The sequence below is a fragment of the Streptomyces sp. XH2 genome, from assembly GCF_049725035.1.
GTDB lineage: Bacteria > Actinomycetota > Actinomycetes > Streptomycetales > Streptomycetaceae > Streptomyces > Streptomyces roseoverticillatus.
In genome coordinates, this window is record NZ_JBMMMZ010000028.1 from 24262 (window position 1) to 40493 (window position 16232).

The 16232-nt window shown below is 71.1% G+C and carries 17 protein-coding genes; 9 read left to right on the forward strand and 8 right to left on the reverse strand.

Features of this window, described 5'->3' with window-relative positions:
- Positions 1–19 precede the first annotated feature (19 nt).
- The 4 genes from ACOTKD_RS37245 to ACOTKD_RS37260 are packed head-to-tail and all read right to left on the reverse strand — an operon-like array spanning position 20 to position 3220.
- A complete protein-coding gene (locus tag ACOTKD_RS37245; protein ID WP_424893447.1) occupies positions 20–1771 on the reverse strand; it encodes a hypothetical protein in 1752 nt (583 codons plus the stop codon).
- Positions 1768–2262, reverse strand: a complete 495-nt coding sequence (locus ACOTKD_RS37250) for a hypothetical protein (protein ID WP_424893448.1) — start codon at positions 2260–2262, stop codon at positions 1768–1770. Before ACOTKD_RS37250 ends, ACOTKD_RS37245 begins: the two co-directional genes overlap by 4 nt.
- Positions 2259–2777, reverse strand: coding sequence for a hypothetical protein (locus ACOTKD_RS37255; protein ID WP_424893449.1), 519 nt, complete (start codon positions 2775–2777; stop codon positions 2259–2261). The genes ACOTKD_RS37250 and ACOTKD_RS37255 overlap by 4 nt, the downstream gene beginning before the upstream one ends.
- The gene (locus ACOTKD_RS37260; protein ID WP_424893450.1) at positions 2774–3220 is read right to left on the reverse strand and encodes a hypothetical protein; all 447 of its coding nucleotides are present in this window, start codon (positions 3218–3220) and stop codon (positions 2774–2776) included. Before ACOTKD_RS37260 ends, ACOTKD_RS37255 begins: the two co-directional genes overlap by 4 nt.
- Positions 3221–3852: 632 nt before the next feature.
- Here ACOTKD_RS37260 and ACOTKD_RS37265 point away from each other — a divergent pair.
- From ACOTKD_RS37265 to ACOTKD_RS37295, 7 genes are all read left to right on the forward strand, one after another.
- The gene (locus ACOTKD_RS37265; RefSeq protein ID WP_424893451.1) at positions 3853–4671 is read left to right on the forward strand and encodes a GntR family transcriptional regulator; all 819 of its coding nucleotides are present in this window, start codon (positions 3853–3855) and stop codon (positions 4669–4671) included.
- A 2-nt stretch (positions 4672–4673) separates the two neighbouring features.
- A complete protein-coding gene (locus tag ACOTKD_RS37270; protein ID WP_424893452.1) occupies positions 4674–5522 on the forward strand; it encodes a glycosyltransferase in 849 nt (282 codons plus the stop codon).
- Between the two features lie 592 nt (positions 5523–6114).
- A complete protein-coding gene (locus ACOTKD_RS37275) occupies positions 6115–6303 on the forward strand; it encodes a hypothetical protein (protein ID WP_424893453.1) in 189 nt (62 codons plus the stop codon).
- Complete coding sequence (locus ACOTKD_RS37280) at positions 6300–7427, forward strand: hypothetical protein (RefSeq protein ID WP_424893454.1); 1128 nt, start codon at positions 6300–6302, stop codon at positions 7425–7427. Before ACOTKD_RS37275 ends, ACOTKD_RS37280 begins: the two co-directional genes overlap by 4 nt.
- 192 nt (positions 7428–7619) lie before the next feature.
- Entirely contained in the window at positions 7620–9035 is a 1416-nt protein-coding gene (locus ACOTKD_RS37285) for a replicative DNA helicase (protein WP_424893455.1), read from the forward strand.
- 68 nt (positions 9036–9103) lie between these two features.
- Positions 9104–9511, forward strand: coding sequence for a hypothetical protein (locus ACOTKD_RS37290; RefSeq protein ID WP_424893456.1), 408 nt, complete (start codon positions 9104–9106; stop codon positions 9509–9511).
- 62 nt (positions 9512–9573) lie between these two features.
- Positions 9574–9954 (forward strand): hypothetical protein, encoded by a 381-nt coding sequence (locus ACOTKD_RS37295; protein ID WP_424893457.1) that lies wholly within the window; start codon positions 9574–9576, stop codon positions 9952–9954.
- 111 nt (positions 9955–10065) lie between these two features.
- Here ACOTKD_RS37295 and ACOTKD_RS37300 read toward each other — a convergent pair whose 3' ends face one another.
- Together ACOTKD_RS37300 and ACOTKD_RS37305 are read right to left on the reverse strand one after the other, a co-directional pair.
- Positions 10066–10977, reverse strand: a complete 912-nt coding sequence (locus ACOTKD_RS37300; protein ID WP_424893458.1) for a hypothetical protein — start codon at positions 10975–10977, stop codon at positions 10066–10068.
- A 49-nt stretch (positions 10978–11026) separates the two neighbouring features.
- Positions 11027–11788 carry a GntR family transcriptional regulator gene (locus ACOTKD_RS37305; RefSeq protein WP_424893459.1) on the reverse strand — a complete coding sequence of 254 codons (762 nt, stop codon included), beginning with the start codon at positions 11786–11788 and terminating at the stop codon, positions 11027–11029.
- Positions 11789–11903: 115 nt separating this feature from the next.
- Here ACOTKD_RS37305 and ACOTKD_RS37310 point away from each other — a divergent pair, with 115 nt between their 5' ends.
- Both ACOTKD_RS37310 and dapF read left to right on the forward strand, forming a co-directional pair.
- A complete protein-coding gene (locus ACOTKD_RS37310) occupies positions 11904–12158 on the forward strand; it encodes a hypothetical protein (protein WP_424893460.1) in 255 nt (84 codons plus the stop codon).
- The gene (gene dapF, locus ACOTKD_RS37315; protein ID WP_424893461.1) at positions 12155–13078 is read left to right on the forward strand and encodes a diaminopimelate epimerase; all 924 of its coding nucleotides are present in this window, start codon (positions 12155–12157) and stop codon (positions 13076–13078) included. Before ACOTKD_RS37310 ends, dapF begins: the two co-directional genes overlap by 4 nt.
- An 82-nt stretch (positions 13079–13160) precedes the next feature.
- Here the strand turns inward: dapF and ACOTKD_RS37320 are convergent, their stop codons facing one another.
- Complete coding sequence (locus ACOTKD_RS37320; RefSeq protein WP_424893462.1) at positions 13161–14204, reverse strand: fatty acid desaturase; 1044 nt, start codon at positions 14202–14204, stop codon at positions 13161–13163.
- 155 nt (positions 14205–14359) lie between these two features.
- Positions 14360–16030: a UvrD-helicase domain-containing protein gene (locus ACOTKD_RS37325; protein ID WP_424893475.1), complete on the reverse strand. Its 1671-nt coding sequence runs from the start codon at positions 16028–16030 to the stop codon at positions 14360–14362.
- Positions 16031–16232 lie beyond the last annotated feature (202 nt).

Genomic DNA, 16232 nt, shown 5'->3' on the forward strand with positions numbered 1-16232 from the left:
CGGCCCGGCCCCTGGTGGGTCATCCGGCGGTCGCTGCCGGGGCGGGGGTGGTGACGCCGTACTTGGCGGCGTCCGCGGGCCGCAGACGACCGGCCTCGGCGAGCAGCCGGACGGCCTTGTCGTGGCGGCAGCCAAGCGCCGTACGGGCCTGGTTCACGGTGAGGAATCCGTCGTCCGCGACCGGGAGCGTGAGCAGGTGGGCGACGGCTTCGGCGTCCGTACGGGCCGGGGGCTTCTCGGCCGTACGGTCCTTGCCCGTACGGCGGTCCGTACGGTCCGTACGGGACTTGGGCGTACGGGGCGTACGGGCCTCGTCCGTACGGTCCGTACGGCCGGGCCGTACGGGAGGCCGGGGAGGCGGGGGCGTACGGCCTGTACGCGGGTCGGGCGTACGGGGAACGCCGGGAGGCTCGTCGGACTGTTCCGTACGGCCGTCCGCCGCCCCGCCGACGCTGCCGTCCGGGTCCTTCTTGCCGTGGTCGCCGGTGAGGTTGTGGACCCTCCAGACGACGCAGACGAAGGCGATGACGACGCCGATGATCAGCTGGATCGGTACGCCCTCGGGCGGGTGCATGACGTGGTAGATCACGTTGAGCCCGGCCATGAGCATCAGCGCCGGGATCACGTCGCGCTTCTTCTTGAACGCCGTCACGCAGTACACGTCCACCGCGATCGGCAGCAGCGGGGAGAAGACCTCGAACCCCAGGAGCAGCGCGAGCTTGTACTCGCCGATCGCGGCGAGCCCGACGGCCGCCAGCAGGGCCAGCCACGGAGCGGCGCGCCAGGCACGTTCGCTGACGCGCTGCCACTTCGCCGACCGCGACTTGCGCCGGGCCTCGTCGTCGCAGGCCTTCTTCAAGACCGCCTCGGCCTCGGCGACGATCCGGTCGTGGCGCTCCTGAGCAGAGGCGGTGAGCTTGTCAGCCTCCGCCTTCGCCCCGCTGATGATCTGCTCGGCCTCGGCGCGGGCCCGGCCGGCCGACTGCGCCTCGCGGTCCTCGACCTGCTGAAGACGGCGGCGCGCCTCCTCACGCATCGCCGCGCTCTGGTCGTCGGCCTCCTCGACGATGCCGGCCGCCTTCTCCTCGGCCTCGGTGATCCGCGCCTCGGCTTGCGTCCGGGCATCGGCGAGGACCTGGTCGGCCTGTGCGGTGACGTCGGCCGCCTGGGCAGCGGCTGCCTTCCGCACCTCCTCCGCATCGGATTCCGCTTTGGTCAGCGCCTGGTGCCGGGCGACGGTGTCCTGGTGCCGCTGCTCGGCGGCCTCCAGGCGGGCGTCGTCCAGGAGCCGGGCGGCCTCGGCGCGGGCCTCGCGCACCAACTGCTCGGCCTCGACGTGGGCGGCATTCAGGGCGGTGGTGGCCTTGGCGTTGGCATCGGCCGCCTCCGCCCGCAGCTCGTGCGCCCGGCCGGTGAGGTGGGCGGCGACGTCGCCGGCATCGGCGAGCAGCTTGTCGAACTGCTCCTTGATGCCGTCAGTCAGCTGCGTATTCGTCGCCAGGAGCGCCCTGGCGCGGGCTTGGGTGTGGGCGAACGCGGCGGCGGCCTCGTCCTGCTCGGCCTTCGCCGTCTTGGACCGGCGCCCGGCCGCCTCTTCGACGGCTCGGGCGGCGGTGACGATGTCCTCGGCCTGCTCCTGGGCCCCGGTGATGATCCGGTCCGCATGAGCCTGGGCATTGCGCTCGACGATCGCCAGCAGCTCGAAAGCGGTCGGGGCAGGGGGTGGGAGAGGGATGAGGGTTGCGAGGTCGATGACACCCTGGGTGTTCATCCGGCGTGGTGCTCCTGGTGCTGTGTGGCGGGCGGGAGGGCAAGGCGGCGGCCCGCGCTGATGGCGAGCGGCAGCCGCGGCTGGTGCAGGCAGAGGTTCTGATGGACCTCGAAGTCGGCGGCGTCCCAGCGGCTTCGGTCGCCGTGGGCGGCGTCGAACTCGGCCGGGGTGGGGGCCGGGCGCTTCCACGCGGCGGTCAGCCCGAGGTGGTCCAGCCACTCCGGCAGCGGCAGGCCGGCGACGTAGCGCAGCTCGATCCTGCGGCGCAGGCCCGGGGCGGCGAACGCCTCCCAGAAGAAGAGGACCGCGATGGTTCCGGCGGCGACGAGGACGTAGCGGTCCCCGGCGAGCCAATGGACCGGCTCGAGCACCCGGTCGGGGATACGGGGGACGAGGGCGGCGACGTCGCCGACCAGGGCGCAGGGGATCAGCCAGGAGACGACGAGGTCCGCGGCCTGGGCGATGCGGTAGCGGCGGCTGCGGCTGGTCATGACGTTGCCTCCGAGGTCCTGGTCGCGGGGATGGTGTGGGAACCGAGGCGGAAGCTGGTCTCGGGCAGCGGGTCGCGCCTCGGCCCCCAGTGCGCCGGGTCCGGCGAGACGTCCGGGTCGGTGGTGTGGGCGAGGTCGCGCAGCTCCTGCGGGGTGCGGCGCACGGCGAGGACCTTGTTGCCGCGCTGCAAGACGTGCACCGTGATCTCGCCGTGGAGGGCGACGGCGGCGTCGGCGGAGGCCGCGGCGAGCGCCTCGCGGGTCTGCTGAAGGGTCGCGGCCTGCGTCTTGTAGGCCGTGGACCACTCCGTGACGTCCTCGTCGGCCTGCTTCAGGGCCTGCTCGGTGGAGGCGACCGTACGGCGCAGCGCGGCATTCTCCTCGTCGCGCTCGACGAGCAGCTGGTCGGCGGCCTTGAGGATGCGGCGGGTCATGGAGGCGCCGTTGGCCAGGCGGGCGGCGGCGGCCTCAGCGGCCAGGAGCTGCTGGTAACGCTTGCGGCTGAGGAGCTTCACGCGACTCGCCCCCCGGTGGCCTCGGCGGCGCGGTTGGCGTCGAACACGTTGCGCAGCTCGGGGTCGAGCCAGGTGGCGGCGTCGGCGGTGGCCTGCATCGCGGTCGCCGCGTGCGGGTCGGGGTCGGGCCCGGTGACGGTGACGGAGACCCGGCCCTGGTTCATGACGTTGACGGCGCGGGCGACGCCGGGGGCGGGGAAGCACCAGCCGGGCGAGGAGAAGTGGCGGGCGAACTCGGGGAGCAGGTGCCGGGTCTCGGGGGTCAGGCGGATGTCGGCGCTCAGGGCGTCGGCCTCGATGTCGAAGCGGACCCCGATGCCGAGCGCGTTGAGCGCGGCGACGGCGGAGACGAGCTCCAGGGCGATGGTCAGGGTGTCTTCGGTCTCGCCGATCGCGCCGTCGGCTCGGACGGGCAGCGCGGTCTCGGGCATGATGGTGCTCACGCGGACACTTCCTTCGTCTAGGTGGGAGCTGGTCCGTGCGGGCCTTCGGGGAGACGCCCCCGAAGGCCCTTCTTGCGTGTGCGACGTGGTGGGTGGGCGGCCGGGGAGTCGAACCCCGCATCCGGCCCGGGAGGGGAATCAGGGCCGGGGCGACCGTGCGCCGCCCGTGTCCGGCTCGGCCTCGGCGCTCGTGGCGCACGGGCGGTGCCGGGGGCTTGCTGGTGACCTTCAGTTCGCTTTCTCGTGTCGCGTTCTCTGACCGTCTCTCGCACCCGCCGAGGGGATTACGCCGCTTTCCGCCCTGTCTGGGCGGCATCGCGCGGGGCTGCCATGCCTGGCAGTCCGTCAGTGAGGCCCTTCGCGCCGGCCTCGTCCACTGTTGAGTTGGGCTTTGCGCGGCCGGGGCTCCAACGCCCTCGGCCCGTCTTCCCCCGGCTTCCTCCGGGGGCCATTCGCGCAGGACAAACCAGAGCAGACAGGGCGTCAGTTACCGCCTGCCGCCGTGGTGTTGCTTGGCGATGACCATGAAGGTGCCAGAAGTTCCGACACACCGTCAAGAGGTTTCGACACGTTCTCAAGAAGTTCCGACACAACCTTTCGGGGGTGGTGTCGGAACCGATAAGGTTCGGGTCATGACACCCACCACCGGCAGCAGCGTCATGCGGCGCATCGCCGATGACGTGCGCGAGAAGATCAGGACCGGGGCCTACAGCCCCGAGGACAAACTGCCGACCTCGAAGGCCCTGGCCACCGAATACGGCGTGACGTCAAAAACGGTCGAGCGCGCCTACGACCTGCTGAAAGAGACCGGCGACATCATCGGCCGCCGAGGCGCGGGGATGTTCGTCGCCCCGCGGCCGCCGGCCATCCACCGGCACTCCGACCGCCATCAGCTGGAGAAAGACCGCGTCTACCTCACCGACGAGGAGCGGGCGGCCTGGGGCGCCGCAGAGGCAACGACGAAGCTGCCGACTGAGACCTTCCGGTTCCACGCGGAGTTCTCTTCCGTTGAGGCTGACGAGCATCTGGCCAAGGTGTTCGGCATCGAGGTCGGCGTGCGACTGCTGCGCCGCGACTACCGCTCCTACGCGAGCGGCTCCTCCGTCCCCCAGGGCCTGACCACGTCGTTCCTTCCCTACGACGTGCCCAGCCGCAATCCCGAGCTGTTCGACTCGTCCCGCGAACCCTGGCCCGGTGGCACCCAACACCAGCTCTCCACCGTCGGCATCGAGACCGTCGAGATCACCGAGGACGTCACTGCCCGCAACGCCGAGGCTGCCGAGGCCGAAGAGCTGGGCCTGCCGGAACGGTCAACCGTCATGTGCATCGAGAAGACCACCACCGGACAGGAGCCGGACGGCACCAGCCGTGTCGTGGACTACTCCGTGATACTCCTGCCCGCCGCCCGCACCCGCCTGACCTACCGCATCCCTCTCACCCGTCGGAGCTGATCGTGCCCGTCATCACCGTGATCACGCCCGTGCACGACGGCGGCGACGCGTACCTTCCCGAGACCCTCGAGTCGCTGCGCGAACAACAGCTTCCCGAAGAGTGGCGCCTCCAGTGGGTCGTTCAGGAGGACGGCGAAGAGGGACGCGCTCTCGCTCGACACCACGAGCTGCTCACCGCCTATCCCTGGATCTCCACTGGATACGGTCGCGCAGGCGGCGCTGCCCGCGCCCGGACCCTGGGCCTTCTCCGCGCCAAGGGCGAGGTCATTCGCACGGTGGACGCTGACGACCTGCTGCCCGACTCCGAGGTTCTCGCCCGCGACATCCGCGTCCTCACCGAGAACCCCGAAATCGGATGGGTAACCGCGCCCTGTCTCGACCTCATGCCTGACGGAACCCTCCTGCCGGGACCGAGCGACCCCGCCCCGGGTCCGCTGCCGCACCGACTGCTTCTCGACGGCGCCATCGCCGATGCCCTGCCGGTCATGGGCACCACCAGCACGATACGAACCGAGATCGTCCAGGCGCTCGGTGGCTGGCCAGCCTTGCCCGGCTACGAGGACGCTGCCCTTCTCCTGGCGGCCGAGGCTGTCGCCGACGGCTGGATGCAGGAGAAGCCCGGCGAGCTCTACCGCAAGCACGAGGCCCAGTCCACCAAGGCGGCCGGTCACCTCGACCTGAGCGAGCGCAGCGCCCGCATCCAGGCCGCTATCAACCGCGCCGAAGCACTGTGGCGCACGGGCTGGCGGTGGAGCCCGAAGAATGCCGTTCCTGCTCAGCCTCGTTCGGCAACGCTCGATTCCGCCGACACCTGCCTCGACAGCATTGAGCGGCACGGCGCACGGCGCTGACAGAACGACACTCCGAACGGCGGGGCAGTGGCCCGGCTGCGCGGTCGGTGGAGGAAGATGTACGCCGAGTCCGAGTACCCGTCTTCGGGGAAGCCCACGGAGGTCCTGCATGCTCGCCAATGCGTGTTCTGACGCCGGCGGCTTCCGGTTGCCGAGCCACGGCGGCTCATGCCTCGTCTCCTCAGCTCCCGGGTATGCACGCTCGATACAGCAGAATCAGTTCTCGGCACCTCTGATCAAGTGCCTCGCCTCGCCGTGCCCCCACACCGAGCTCGCTGGCTCCAGAGACCAGCTGAAGGACCTGATGCTGCCGAACGAACGAAGCCCGTAAACGGGCGATGGCCGTCCCCTGCGCCAACAGGAGACGGCCATCCAAGTCACGACTCGACCCCTGGCCCTCGAAGCCTCCGCGCCCGAGTCGTACGTTCGGCGGTACCGCCGGGCACCTGACCTCTGGTCCGAGGCCCGGCCACCGATAAAAGAATAGCCAGGATCGCAAGCGGTATGCAGCACCTCGCCGCGTTGCCCTGGCCACTCCAAACCGGAGTCACCGCCGATGTACGGCTCCCTTCCTTAGGGAGATCCGCACCACATGCACCACCAGCCGCTTGCGGCCGCGCCGGGAGATGTCCGCTTCCGCGGATACACCAGCCCGATGCACCCCGCGACGCTAACGATCCTGGTCCCGTACGACACGGGCATGTTGTTCACCACCGCCGGCCGCTCGAGCGCGGCCACCGCCTTCACCCCTGTCTCGGCCACCGTGGAGGTGGCCCGATGACGGCTCAGCAGCCCCGCGAGACGTGGGCCCGGGCCATCGAGCCGGAGCCCTCGGTCACCATCACCGAGGACGTCTTCTTCGGGCACGGCTGGCAGCCGATGACCATCACCATGCTCATGGCCCTGTGGTTCTTGCCGCCCGGCGAGGACTTCGACGTGCCCGAGCTCGTGGGCTGGTGCCGTGCCATGGGCTGGAAGTCGGCGAACGGCAAGCCGCTGGGCGAGGATGCCGTGCGCCGCGAGCTCGCGCTGATCCGGAAGGCTGGCTACGTCCGCACCTACCGCCTCAAGGGCGAGGGCGGGCGGATGGTCGGGATGCGTTACGAGATTTCCAAGCGCCCGAAGCCGCCGCAGGAGCAGATCGAGGTCATCTCCCTCACTCCGACAAACCCGCAGGTCAGTCCATGTGCCTCCAATGAGGACACATGGACGGCGCAGGGTGGGGACAAACCGGAAACCCGCAGGTCGCGCCATGTGCCTCCAATGACCACCTATGGCGAATCGCCACATGTGGTGGATGCGGCAAACCCGCAGGTCGCGCCATGTGCCTCCAATGGCGGATCCCCCCCCACACCCCCCCGGGAGGTGGTGGTAACCACCTCCCCCAACCCCCTCACCGCTCCCGAGGCCCTCAACGACACCTCGAGCCCCGCTGCGCGGGAGGTGGAGGAGGCGGAAGCAGAGTTCGACGTCGAGGCCGTCGCCGCCGCTGAGGAGTTCCTGCAGGAGATGCCTGCGCCGTGGGCAGTCGGACGGCCGACTGCCAAGCGGTACGCACCGCTGCTGCTGGACGTGACCAGGTCTCAGGGCTGGGAGCTCGACGACGCCCTGATCGCCGAGCTGATCAAGGGCCCGCAGCCGAACAACCCGCAAGGTGCTCTCAAGACCCGGATCGAGAACCTGGTCCGTCGCCACCGCGCCGCCGCGACCGCGCGTACGGTCCCCGGCCCGGCCCGCCCCTTCGGCGAGCCCGTCCCTGGCGCGCCTGCCTACTGCGGTCACCTGGACTGCGACGAGATCACTCGGATGCGGACCACGGAGGACGAGCAGGGCTGGCGCACCACCGCGCCGTGCCCCGAGTGCCACCCGTCCAGCACCCGGAAGACCTCTGGAGCAAGAGCCTGACCCGAAGATCGCCCACGGCCCTCTAACGGCCTAAGCGATCACCGGATACCCGGAAGGGCCCGATGACCCCTCGTCGACGCGCTGAGGGGCACTCAGGCCCCTCCACGGGCCTACCTGATCAAGACGGCGGCGGCCGGAATCCTCGCCAGGCCCCGGCCGCCGCTCGAAAACTCCCAGAACAGGAGCTCACCCGTGAGCATCGCAGAACTTCCGGACCACGCCGAGCCCGGCCCGCAGGACGAGCCGTTCCCCGACGGCGACGGTGGCTTCACCCGTCCTCTTCCCCACGACCACCACGCCGAGCAGAGCGTCCTTGGCGCGATGCTGCTGGCCTCCCAAGCCACGGCCGCGCAGGTCATCGACGAGGTCTCCGAGATCCTGCGCGGCCCGGAGGACTTCTACCGGCCCGCCCACGAGACGATCTACCGCACGATCCTCGACATGTACGCCACCAGCACCGGCCCGGCGCACATCGACCCGGTCACAGTCGCCGCCGAGCTGACCAAGCGCGGCGAGATCAACAAGATCGGCGGAGCGCCGTACCTGCACACGCTGGTGCAGGAGGTACCGACGGCGGCGAATGCGTCGTACTACGCCGAGATCGTCCGCGAGCAGGCCGCGCTGCGGCAGGTCATCCAGGCCGGCACTCGCATGGTGGCCCAGGCGTACGCCCGGACCGAAGACGCCGAGCGGATCGTCCAGGACGCTATGGCCCAGGTGCAGGCCGCCGCGACCGGTGCGGTCGAAGCCACGCCGCCGCTCTCCGTCGCCGACCGCTGGGAGGGCTTCCTCGACGAGCTCCAGGCCGGTGCCGACCCGGACGCCCTCGACACCCCCTGGCCGGACCTCAACGCGGTGATCGAGCTCAAGCCCGGCCAGCTGGTCACCGTGGGCGCCGCGACCGCGGGCGGCAAGTCGCTCTTCGGCATGAACCTGGCCGCCCACGTCGCGCTCAAGCACAACAAACCCGCCATGGTCGCGAGCATGGAGATGGGCGGCGGCGAGCTGATGGCCCGGCTCACCGCCGCCGAGGCCGGGATCAACGTCGACAGCCTGGTCCGCCGCAAGCTCACCGAACGGGACTGGGACCGCATTGCCAAGGTCTCCGACCGGATGTCACGTGCCCACAACTTCGTCCTCGACGACAGCGCGAGCTTGACCCTGTCGAAGATCCGCGCACGCATGCGGTGGATGACCGCCCGCGGCCACGCTCCCGCGATCGTCGTCGCCGACTACCTGCAGCTCATGACCCCCGAGGGCACCAGCAAGAACAGCAACCGAGCCCAGGAGGTCGCCGAGATCAGCCGCGGCCTCAAGCTCATCGCCATGGAGTTCAAGATCCCGGTCGTCGCGCTTGCGCAGTTCAACCGGGGCGCCGTCGGCCGCCGCCCAGCCGTCAGCGACTTCAAGGAGTCCTCGGCCATCGAGCAGGACTCCAACATCATCGTGCTGCTCCACCGCGAGCTTGCCGAAGACGGCACCGACACCGGCCCCAAGGCGGGGCAGGTCGAGGCCATCGTGGCGAAGAACAGGAACGGAGCCAGCGGCCGGATCGTCGACCTGGTCTTCCAGGGGCACATGGCACGGCTTGGCTCGATGGGCCGCTGACCTGCACGTTTCTCGTTTTCCGGTGCGGCCGTGATGATGGCCGCACCGGACACCGACCGGAGGAACAGATGCTCACCACCGAGACCGTCCGTACGAACCGGTACCTCGACGAGGACCAGGCCGCCCGCGTCGTCGAGCTGTGGAACGCCGCCTACCCGGGCATGCGCGAGATCCTCGACACCGTCATCCGCGCCAAGCGCGAGGCACACCAACCGTCTACCGATATCGAACGCCTGGAGCAGGTACGGCGCGAGCTCGGGCAGATGGACCGCGGCACCTACCGGGACTGCAAGCGCGGCCCGGCCGTCTTCCGCCCGTCCGCATCCTGGGGCCACCTCCTCCGCGTCCTCAAGGCAACGCCCATCGGCAGCCCGCACGCCGGCAGCATCCATCGCCTGGCGGCCGAGCTCGCCGACCTCACCGCCGCCGACACTGAGCGGCGTCGTACGGCGCAGGCCGCGACCGGCATCCGGTGAGCACGTACGAGCACACCTGACCTGCACGTTTCCCGGTATGGGGACCTGAGAGAATGAGGGACATGAGCGAGGACGAGCTGAAGCGCCGGCTGGAAGCCCTGGAGAAGCAGGCCGCCCGTATCGGTGAGCTGGAGGCCGAGGTGGCGCGGCTGCGCGAGGACGCGGCCAGCGCCCGGGCCTTGGCCGGCATGGCCGACCGGGACGTGGCGGAGATGCGGACGACCATGCGCGGGCACACCCAGGTCCTCAACGCCCTGCGTGAGACCCAGGTCGAGCACGGCAAGGTGCTCGACGCCCACACCACGGCCCTCGAGGCGCAGAGCCGCACTCTGCAGAATGTCGCCGAGCTCGTCGGCCAGCTCATGGTGGGGCAGATCTCCATGGCCGAGCAGCTGACCCGGATCGAGGACCGGCTCGGCGGAGGCGACGCCCCGGCGAGCTGACCGAGGGCAGGACGCGACGGTAGCCGTATGGGCCTGCCATCGTGGTCCGTGGTGGAGAACAGCGAAGGGGCTCGGCGGAAACTTCCCGCCGAGCCCCTTTTGCGTGTCGGTCTACAGGCCCTCGACGGCCTGCTTGACGCGGTCGGTGTCCCAGGTACCGCCCTCCAGCATCGGGCGAGCGAGGAGCTCGTACGTCTGGAGGGCCATGGGGGCGGAGTCGGCGCCGTGGCCCCAGGCTGATTCGAACCGCTGGGTCCAGCGGGCGGAGTCCTTGAAGTACACGCTGCTGCGGCCGCGCGTGTAGTCGGCGTCGCCCTGCTCTTCCTCGACCAGGACGGCCGCGGCCGCGAAGACTATGAAGTCGACGGCCTGCTCGGGGCGCAGGTGCTCGCGGACGGCGAGGCCGCAGGTGACGCCGAGCTGCCGGTGGGAGCCGATAAGCGCGAGCAGGTCGCGGGCGTAGGCCTCGCGGGCCAGGTCGTCGCGGTAGGCGATGAACAGGCGGTTGATGGTGCCGCCGGCCTCGATCATCTGCCGGTTGGCGGCCAGGTACTCGCGGCGCCGGGTCAGCAGTGTGGGGTCGGTGGTCAGGTCGGCCGCCAGGATCTTCTGCGGCTCGGACTGGGACTCGATCAACGTCTTGACCAGGGTCACGGACAGGCGGGGCACTTCGCTGGCGTACACGCGCATGTGCCCGTCGGCGATCTCGGAGTACTCGGAGATCAGCTCGGACTCCACGTGCGCGCGGACCAGGTCGTAGTAGCGCGGGTCATCCATGGCTTTGAGGTTATTGGCCCGCCGCAGCGTGATGTAGCCGCTGCGCAGCCATAAAAGGCCGGCGAGGAGCACCAGCACGATCAGCGCCTCGGCGATGATCAGCAGGTTCTTGATGTCCGGCTGGGAGGTGGCCCAGGCGGCGACCGGGGTGACGATGCCGATGACGGCGATCAGGTTCGTCAGGGCGGGCGAGGCCAGGGCGTCGAAGGCCCGGACCCCGGATGAGCGGCTTGGTGGTGCGGACACGAGTCGTTCCCCCTCCTCGGCCCGGGGCGGGCCGCGAATGCGATTGCCGTCAGGTGCTGGCCGGTGCGGGCGGCTGGATCTCGTAGGTGACGTCCCACCGCTCGTGCGGCACCACGATGTCCGCCGTCTCCACCGCCCGGCCCCCGGTGTCGTAATGGGTCCGCATGATCAGCAGGGCCTGCGCGCCGGCGGGCATCCCGAGTAGCTGCGCCTGGTCGTCGGTGAGGTGGACCGGGCGGGGCACCTCGGTGATCCGGGCGACGGTGACGTCGATGCTGGCCATGCGCTCGACGACCCCGCAGCCGGCCAGGGGGCCGCCGTTGGGCAGGACGACGGGAGTGCGGCCGGTGACGGCCATGGGCTCCCAGCTGGTGGTCAGCAGGACCGGCTGGCGGTCGGTGAGGAACTCGTACGACGTGCGCACGCACTCGTCACCGGGCGCGATGCCCAGCCGGTGGGCGATGTCCGCGGGCGCGGGGACCCGCGCGGCGCAGTCGGATTCCCAGGTGCCGGTGAAGCCGGCCGGGGCCAAGCCGGTGCCGTGCACCTGGTTGCGCGGCATGGGGCGGCGCACGTAGGTCGGGCGCACGAAGGTGCCCGCCCCCGGCCGGCCCTCGAGCAGGCCCTCGGTGATGAGGACCTCCTGGGCGCGGCGGACCACGTTTTCGCCGGCGTCGAGCTCGGCGCCGAGCTCCTTGCGGGAGGGCAGGCGGTAGCCCTCGGGCCAGGTGCCGTCGGCGATACGGGTGCGGAAGACGGCGGCGACCCGCTCGTAGGGGTGGGGCGGGGTGCGTGACGGTCCGACGCTCATGCCTCTCCTCACCCACGGGTCTTGATCAGTACCGATTGACGAATCTAGTCACTAGCTAGAAAACTAGTGACTAGTAACACGCTTCGTGAAAATCTCTTGGGCTGATCGGGGAGCAGTGGCCTACGACCCGCGGACCGCCGTCATCCACTCGGCGAGCGCACAGCTCGCGGCGCTGTCCGGCGCCCAGGCGCGCGTCGTCAACGAGGGCGGCTCCATGCGCGTCGAGGCCCCCGTCACGGAAGGCCTTCTCCGGCACTGGATGGTGGCGGTCTCCGTGTTCTACCTCGGCTCCGAGTTCGGCCTGCGGGATGACAAAGACGGTCAAATCGTCTGGATTCGCTTCGAGTTAGGAGAGGGCACCCGCCCGTGAACTTCCAGCTCCTCCCCACCGCCCAGCCCTTCGTCAAAGGCCACGGCGCCGAGAACGACTTCATACTCCTGCCCGACCCCGCCGGCCGCCTGGCGCTGGCCGCCGACGAGATCCGGCGCCTGTGCGACCGGCGCACCGGCATCGGCGCCGACGGACTCCTGCGCGCCGTACGGACCACCGCCGACCCCGAGGCCGCCACCATGGCTACCGAGGCCGAGTGGTTCATGGACTACCGCAACCCCGACGGCACCGCCGCGGCCATGTGCGGCAACGGCATCCGTGTCTTCGCCCGCTACCTCATCGACTTCGGCATCCTGCCGCCCGGCACCGTCCCCGTCGCCACCCGTGCCGGCGTCCGGCATGTCCGCGTCCCGGAACGCAGCCCCGAATTCCAGGGGCCGGTGACCGTCCTGATGGGGCGCCCCCACCTGCCCGGCCCCGGCCACATCGAAGTCGCCGCCGGCCGCCGCAGCTGGCCCGCCCTCCACGTCGACATGGGCAACCCCCACGCCGTCGTCCTGGTCGACGACCTCGACCACGCCGGCGACCTCCGCACCCCACCCACCGTCACCCCCGCCAGCGCCTACCCCCACGGCGTCACCGTCTCCTTCGTGCGCCTGCGCAGCGCCCGGCACCTCCAGCTGCGCGTCCACGAGCGCGGCGTCGGCGAGACCCGGGCATGCGGGACCGGCGCGTGCGCCGCCGTCGCCGCCGTCCGTCACGCCAGCGACCGCCCGGATACCGGCCCCGGCCGCTACACCGTGGACCTCCCCGGCGGCCGCCTGCACATCACAGTCACCACCAAGGGCACCATGGAACTCACCGGGCCCGCCGCCATCGTCGCCCAGGGCGGCCTCACCCTCACCCCCGCAGCCCCGCCACACCCCTGGACCCGCTGGTCCACCCCCCTCCCAGCCTGACCGGCCGCCAGAACCCGCACGAACGCCGGAAGGCCCGAACCTCCTCCCAGAGGTTCGGGCCTTCCGGCGTTGCGTCTCCCGGCTATGCGGCGCGCACGGGCCGTCTCGGCGGTGCTGCCTCGACGGCGGGCCGCGGAGCGAGGGCGGCCCAGTGCCGGCGGACGACGGAGCCCGGCCCCCACAGCAAGGCCGGAGGCGTGAAGTGCGGAGCGCCGAGGTGGCGCTCGAGCGCGGGCAAGTAGTTCCAGCGCACCGAGGTATGGGAGGAGTGCGCGTAGTGGTAGAGGTCGCCGTACGGCAGCCACACCAGGACAGCGAGCGCAGCCAGGAGCCGACGGTGCGCGTAGAGCCGCATGCAGCGCCCGGCCTCCACCCACGCCGGGGAACCGGTGCGCGCCTCGGGGTCGAACCACGTGTGCTCCACGATCAGGCTGCCCCAGGCGAGCAGGGGGTAGAGCAATAGCCGCGGAACGAGGACGCCGCACACGAGGGCGGCCGGGCCGCCGATGAGGAAGGCGGTGGCGAGGACGACGGCGACGGCGGCCGCGCGGCCGGGGGAGCGGCCCAGGTTCGCGGCGATGCCGGTGACGGTCGCCCGGATACCGCGCGGGGCCAGCGGGAACAGCAGCGCGAGGGCGAAGCGCACGCGGCTGGCCCCAGGGACGAGACCGGCTTCGCGGAGCTCGGCGAGGTTGGGGTCGGCGGCCAGGGTGGCGTTGGGGTGGTGGTCGCGCACGTGCCGCCGGCGTCGGACCGCCACGGGGACGAGTCCGAGGGGGAGGTGGACCAGGACCTCGGCGAGCACGCGGTTGACGCGGGCGGAGCGGGCGAGGACGCCGTGGATGGCGAAGTGGCTGATCTCCTGGAGGTGCCGGAACTGGATGGCGACGCCGACGGCGGCCGCCGCGGCCGCCAGCGGCCCGTGGCCGGCCAGGAGCCACCACCCGGTGATCTGCACCCACTGCCCGGCCAGCAGGAGGGCGGGTGTCCAGTCGTTGGCGCGGGCGCGTTGAAGGGCTATCAGCTCGCGGGTGCTCGCGGCGCGCGGGCGGCCCCGGGCGAACCAGCAGCGGTCGATCTGGCGCAGCGCGATGCCGGAGGCGATGACGGCTAAGCAGGTCAGCATGACGGTCCCGAGGGACGGGGGCGGGCAGATCCCCGCCAGTCGTCACGCACAGTACAGCTAGTCACTAGTTCTGGGATCTCGAGGTGAGCAACACCACGGGCCCCCGGCGGAGATCGCCAAGGGCCCGTCGCGTCACGCCGACCGGAGGTGACGAATCAGTCCTCGTACGGGTCGTACGCCCCGGGGCCCCGGCCCAGGCGACGGCGGGCTCGGGCGAGGACGGCGCGGGTGGGGTCGTAGCCGGGGTCGCCGGTGTCGAACTCGTCGATCCACGCCAGCCCGCCGTTGTCGAGGACGTCCATTGCGCGGGTGACGGCCACGTACGCGAGCATCGCCTCGTCGCGGCGGATCTCGCCGGGCGAACCGTCGGGCCGGTCTGCGGGCGGCGTGAAGTCGTTCGCGATCTGCACGGTGCCCCACTCGCGGCCCTTGGCCTTGTGCGCGGTCGAGAGGATCACGTCGGCGTGCTGTTCGGAGACGAGCCGGTCCATCGCCTTGACGACTTCCCGCGCGCCCTGGTCGTCGATGAGCTTGACGAACACCCGCAGATCCGAACCCGAGCCCTCGTTGTCGACGTAGTCCTGCAGCTGCCCCCAGGTCTCGAACGCGATCAGCTCCGGGTGCGAGGTCGGCCGTCCGGCCTGGAGGTCGAGCGCGGCCTCCGCGAGGGCCTTGATCTGCCCGCCGCCGCCCACCAGGGCAGGCCGCAGACCCTGCTCCAGCGCCTTCATCGCCCGGGCCACCGCCTTGGCGTTCGTCCGGCACAGCACCGCCTGCGGCTTCTCCAGCGCAGCGACGACGGACCGCTTGTCCGGGTTGCCGACGAGCTGGATGCGCGCGCCGACCTGGTCCAGCCACCGGTTGGCCTCCGCGGCGACGGCCGGGCCGAACCGCCACGACTGCTGGAGCAGCAGCCGCCGTTTGGCCGGCCAGTTCGCCAGCGCGTCCACCGCACCCCGCCAGCCGTAGATGGCCTGCGCGGAGTCGCCGACCGCGATGCGCTGGGCAGCCTGAGCCTGCACCAGCCGCGCGATCACGGGGTTGCTGTCCTGCGCTTCGTCGAGCAGCACGAAGTCCACGTTCAGCTTGGGTTCGGTCAGCGCCCACATCTTCAGGTAGTAGTCGTGCGTGAACCGGTGCTCGGACCGGATGTCCTGGGTCTGCTGCCACAGGTGCCGCGCGTGGGGGAGGACCTCGCGCCGCAGCGCGTTCATCGTCCCGTCCGGGATGCCCTCGAGCTCCGGCACGTGGTGCGCCTCGACCTCGAAGGAGGCGGAATGCGCGAACTTGTCGACCGCCTCGGTGGCCAGTCGGGCGAGCTGCACGGGCGACAGGACGCGGTCCTCGCTCACCCGCAGCGGCTCGGTGATGCCCAGCAGTTCTGCCGTCCGCCGGGCTGGCACCCGCACCCGGGTCCGCGCCTGGTAGTCCCGGCCGATCGCGTGCCAGGCCAGTGAGTGCGCCGTGCGGCAGTCGACGTTGCCCGGGAACTTCTTCCCCGCGTCCTGCGCGATCGCCCGGTTGTAGGCGAGGTAGATCCCACGTCCGCGCATCCCCGCGGCGGCCATCATCAGCGTGGTGGTCTTGCCCGTTCCGGCGCCGGCCTCGACCACCAGGTCGTCCCCGGCCGCGCACGCGTCGATGACGGCCTGCTGCTCGTCGGTCGGCTTCAGCTTGCCGGTCTTCCGTGCCGCCGGGGCTTGCGTCACCGGGGCTTGCGTGACGATCGTCGCCGCCTTCTCCTGCCGTTTGGCGACCTCCGCCGGGCGCGCGGCCACCAGATCGATCGTGCGCCCGGGAACGACCACGCCCATCGCGCCATACATCGCGTTCAACGCCGTACGGGCCGTCCGCGCGTGCCGCGTCACCTCCCGCAGCGCCGCGTCCTCCAAGCCGAATAGGCGGAGCAGCTCACCCGCCGCCAGCGGATCCAGCGCCTCTACAGCCTCCCGAGCCTGCTGCCGTAGCTCCTCCGTGTCGCCTCGGGACCGCTGCCGCAACGCACGCATCCGGCACGTCGAATTGCAG

Coding starts and splice junctions, on each gene's coding strand:
- ACOTKD_RS37305 (WP_424893459.1), bottom strand. CDS start 11,788: ATGAGCGTCGGACCGTCACGCACCCCGCCCCACCCCTACGAGCGGGTC.
- ACOTKD_RS37280 (WP_424893454.1), top strand. CDS start 6,300: ATGACGGCTCAGCAGCCCCGCGAGACGTGGGCCCGGGCCATCGAGCCG.
- ACOTKD_RS37245 (WP_424893447.1), bottom strand. CDS start 1,771: ATGAACACCCAGGGTGTCATCGACCTCGCAACCCTCATCCCTCTCCCA.
- ACOTKD_RS37320 (WP_424893462.1), bottom strand. CDS start 14,204: ATGCTGACCTGCTTAGCCGTCATCGCCTCCGGCATCGCGCTGCGCCAG.
- ACOTKD_RS37295 (WP_424893457.1), top strand. CDS start 9,574: ATGAGCGAGGACGAGCTGAAGCGCCGGCTGGAAGCCCTGGAGAAGCAG.
- ACOTKD_RS37325 (WP_424893475.1), bottom strand. CDS start 16,030: ATGTATGGCGCGATGGGCGTGGTCGTTCCCGGGCGCACGATCGATCTG.
- ACOTKD_RS37275 (WP_424893453.1), top strand. CDS start 6,115: ATGCACCACCAGCCGCTTGCGGCCGCGCCGGGAGATGTCCGCTTCCGC.
- ACOTKD_RS37290 (WP_424893456.1), top strand. CDS start 9,104: ATGCTCACCACCGAGACCGTCCGTACGAACCGGTACCTCGACGAGGAC.
- ACOTKD_RS37250 (WP_424893448.1), bottom strand. CDS start 2,262: ATGACCAGCCGCAGCCGCCGCTACCGCATCGCCCAGGCCGCGGACCTC.
- ACOTKD_RS37265 (WP_424893451.1), top strand. CDS start 3,853: ATGACACCCACCACCGGCAGCAGCGTCATGCGGCGCATCGCCGATGAC.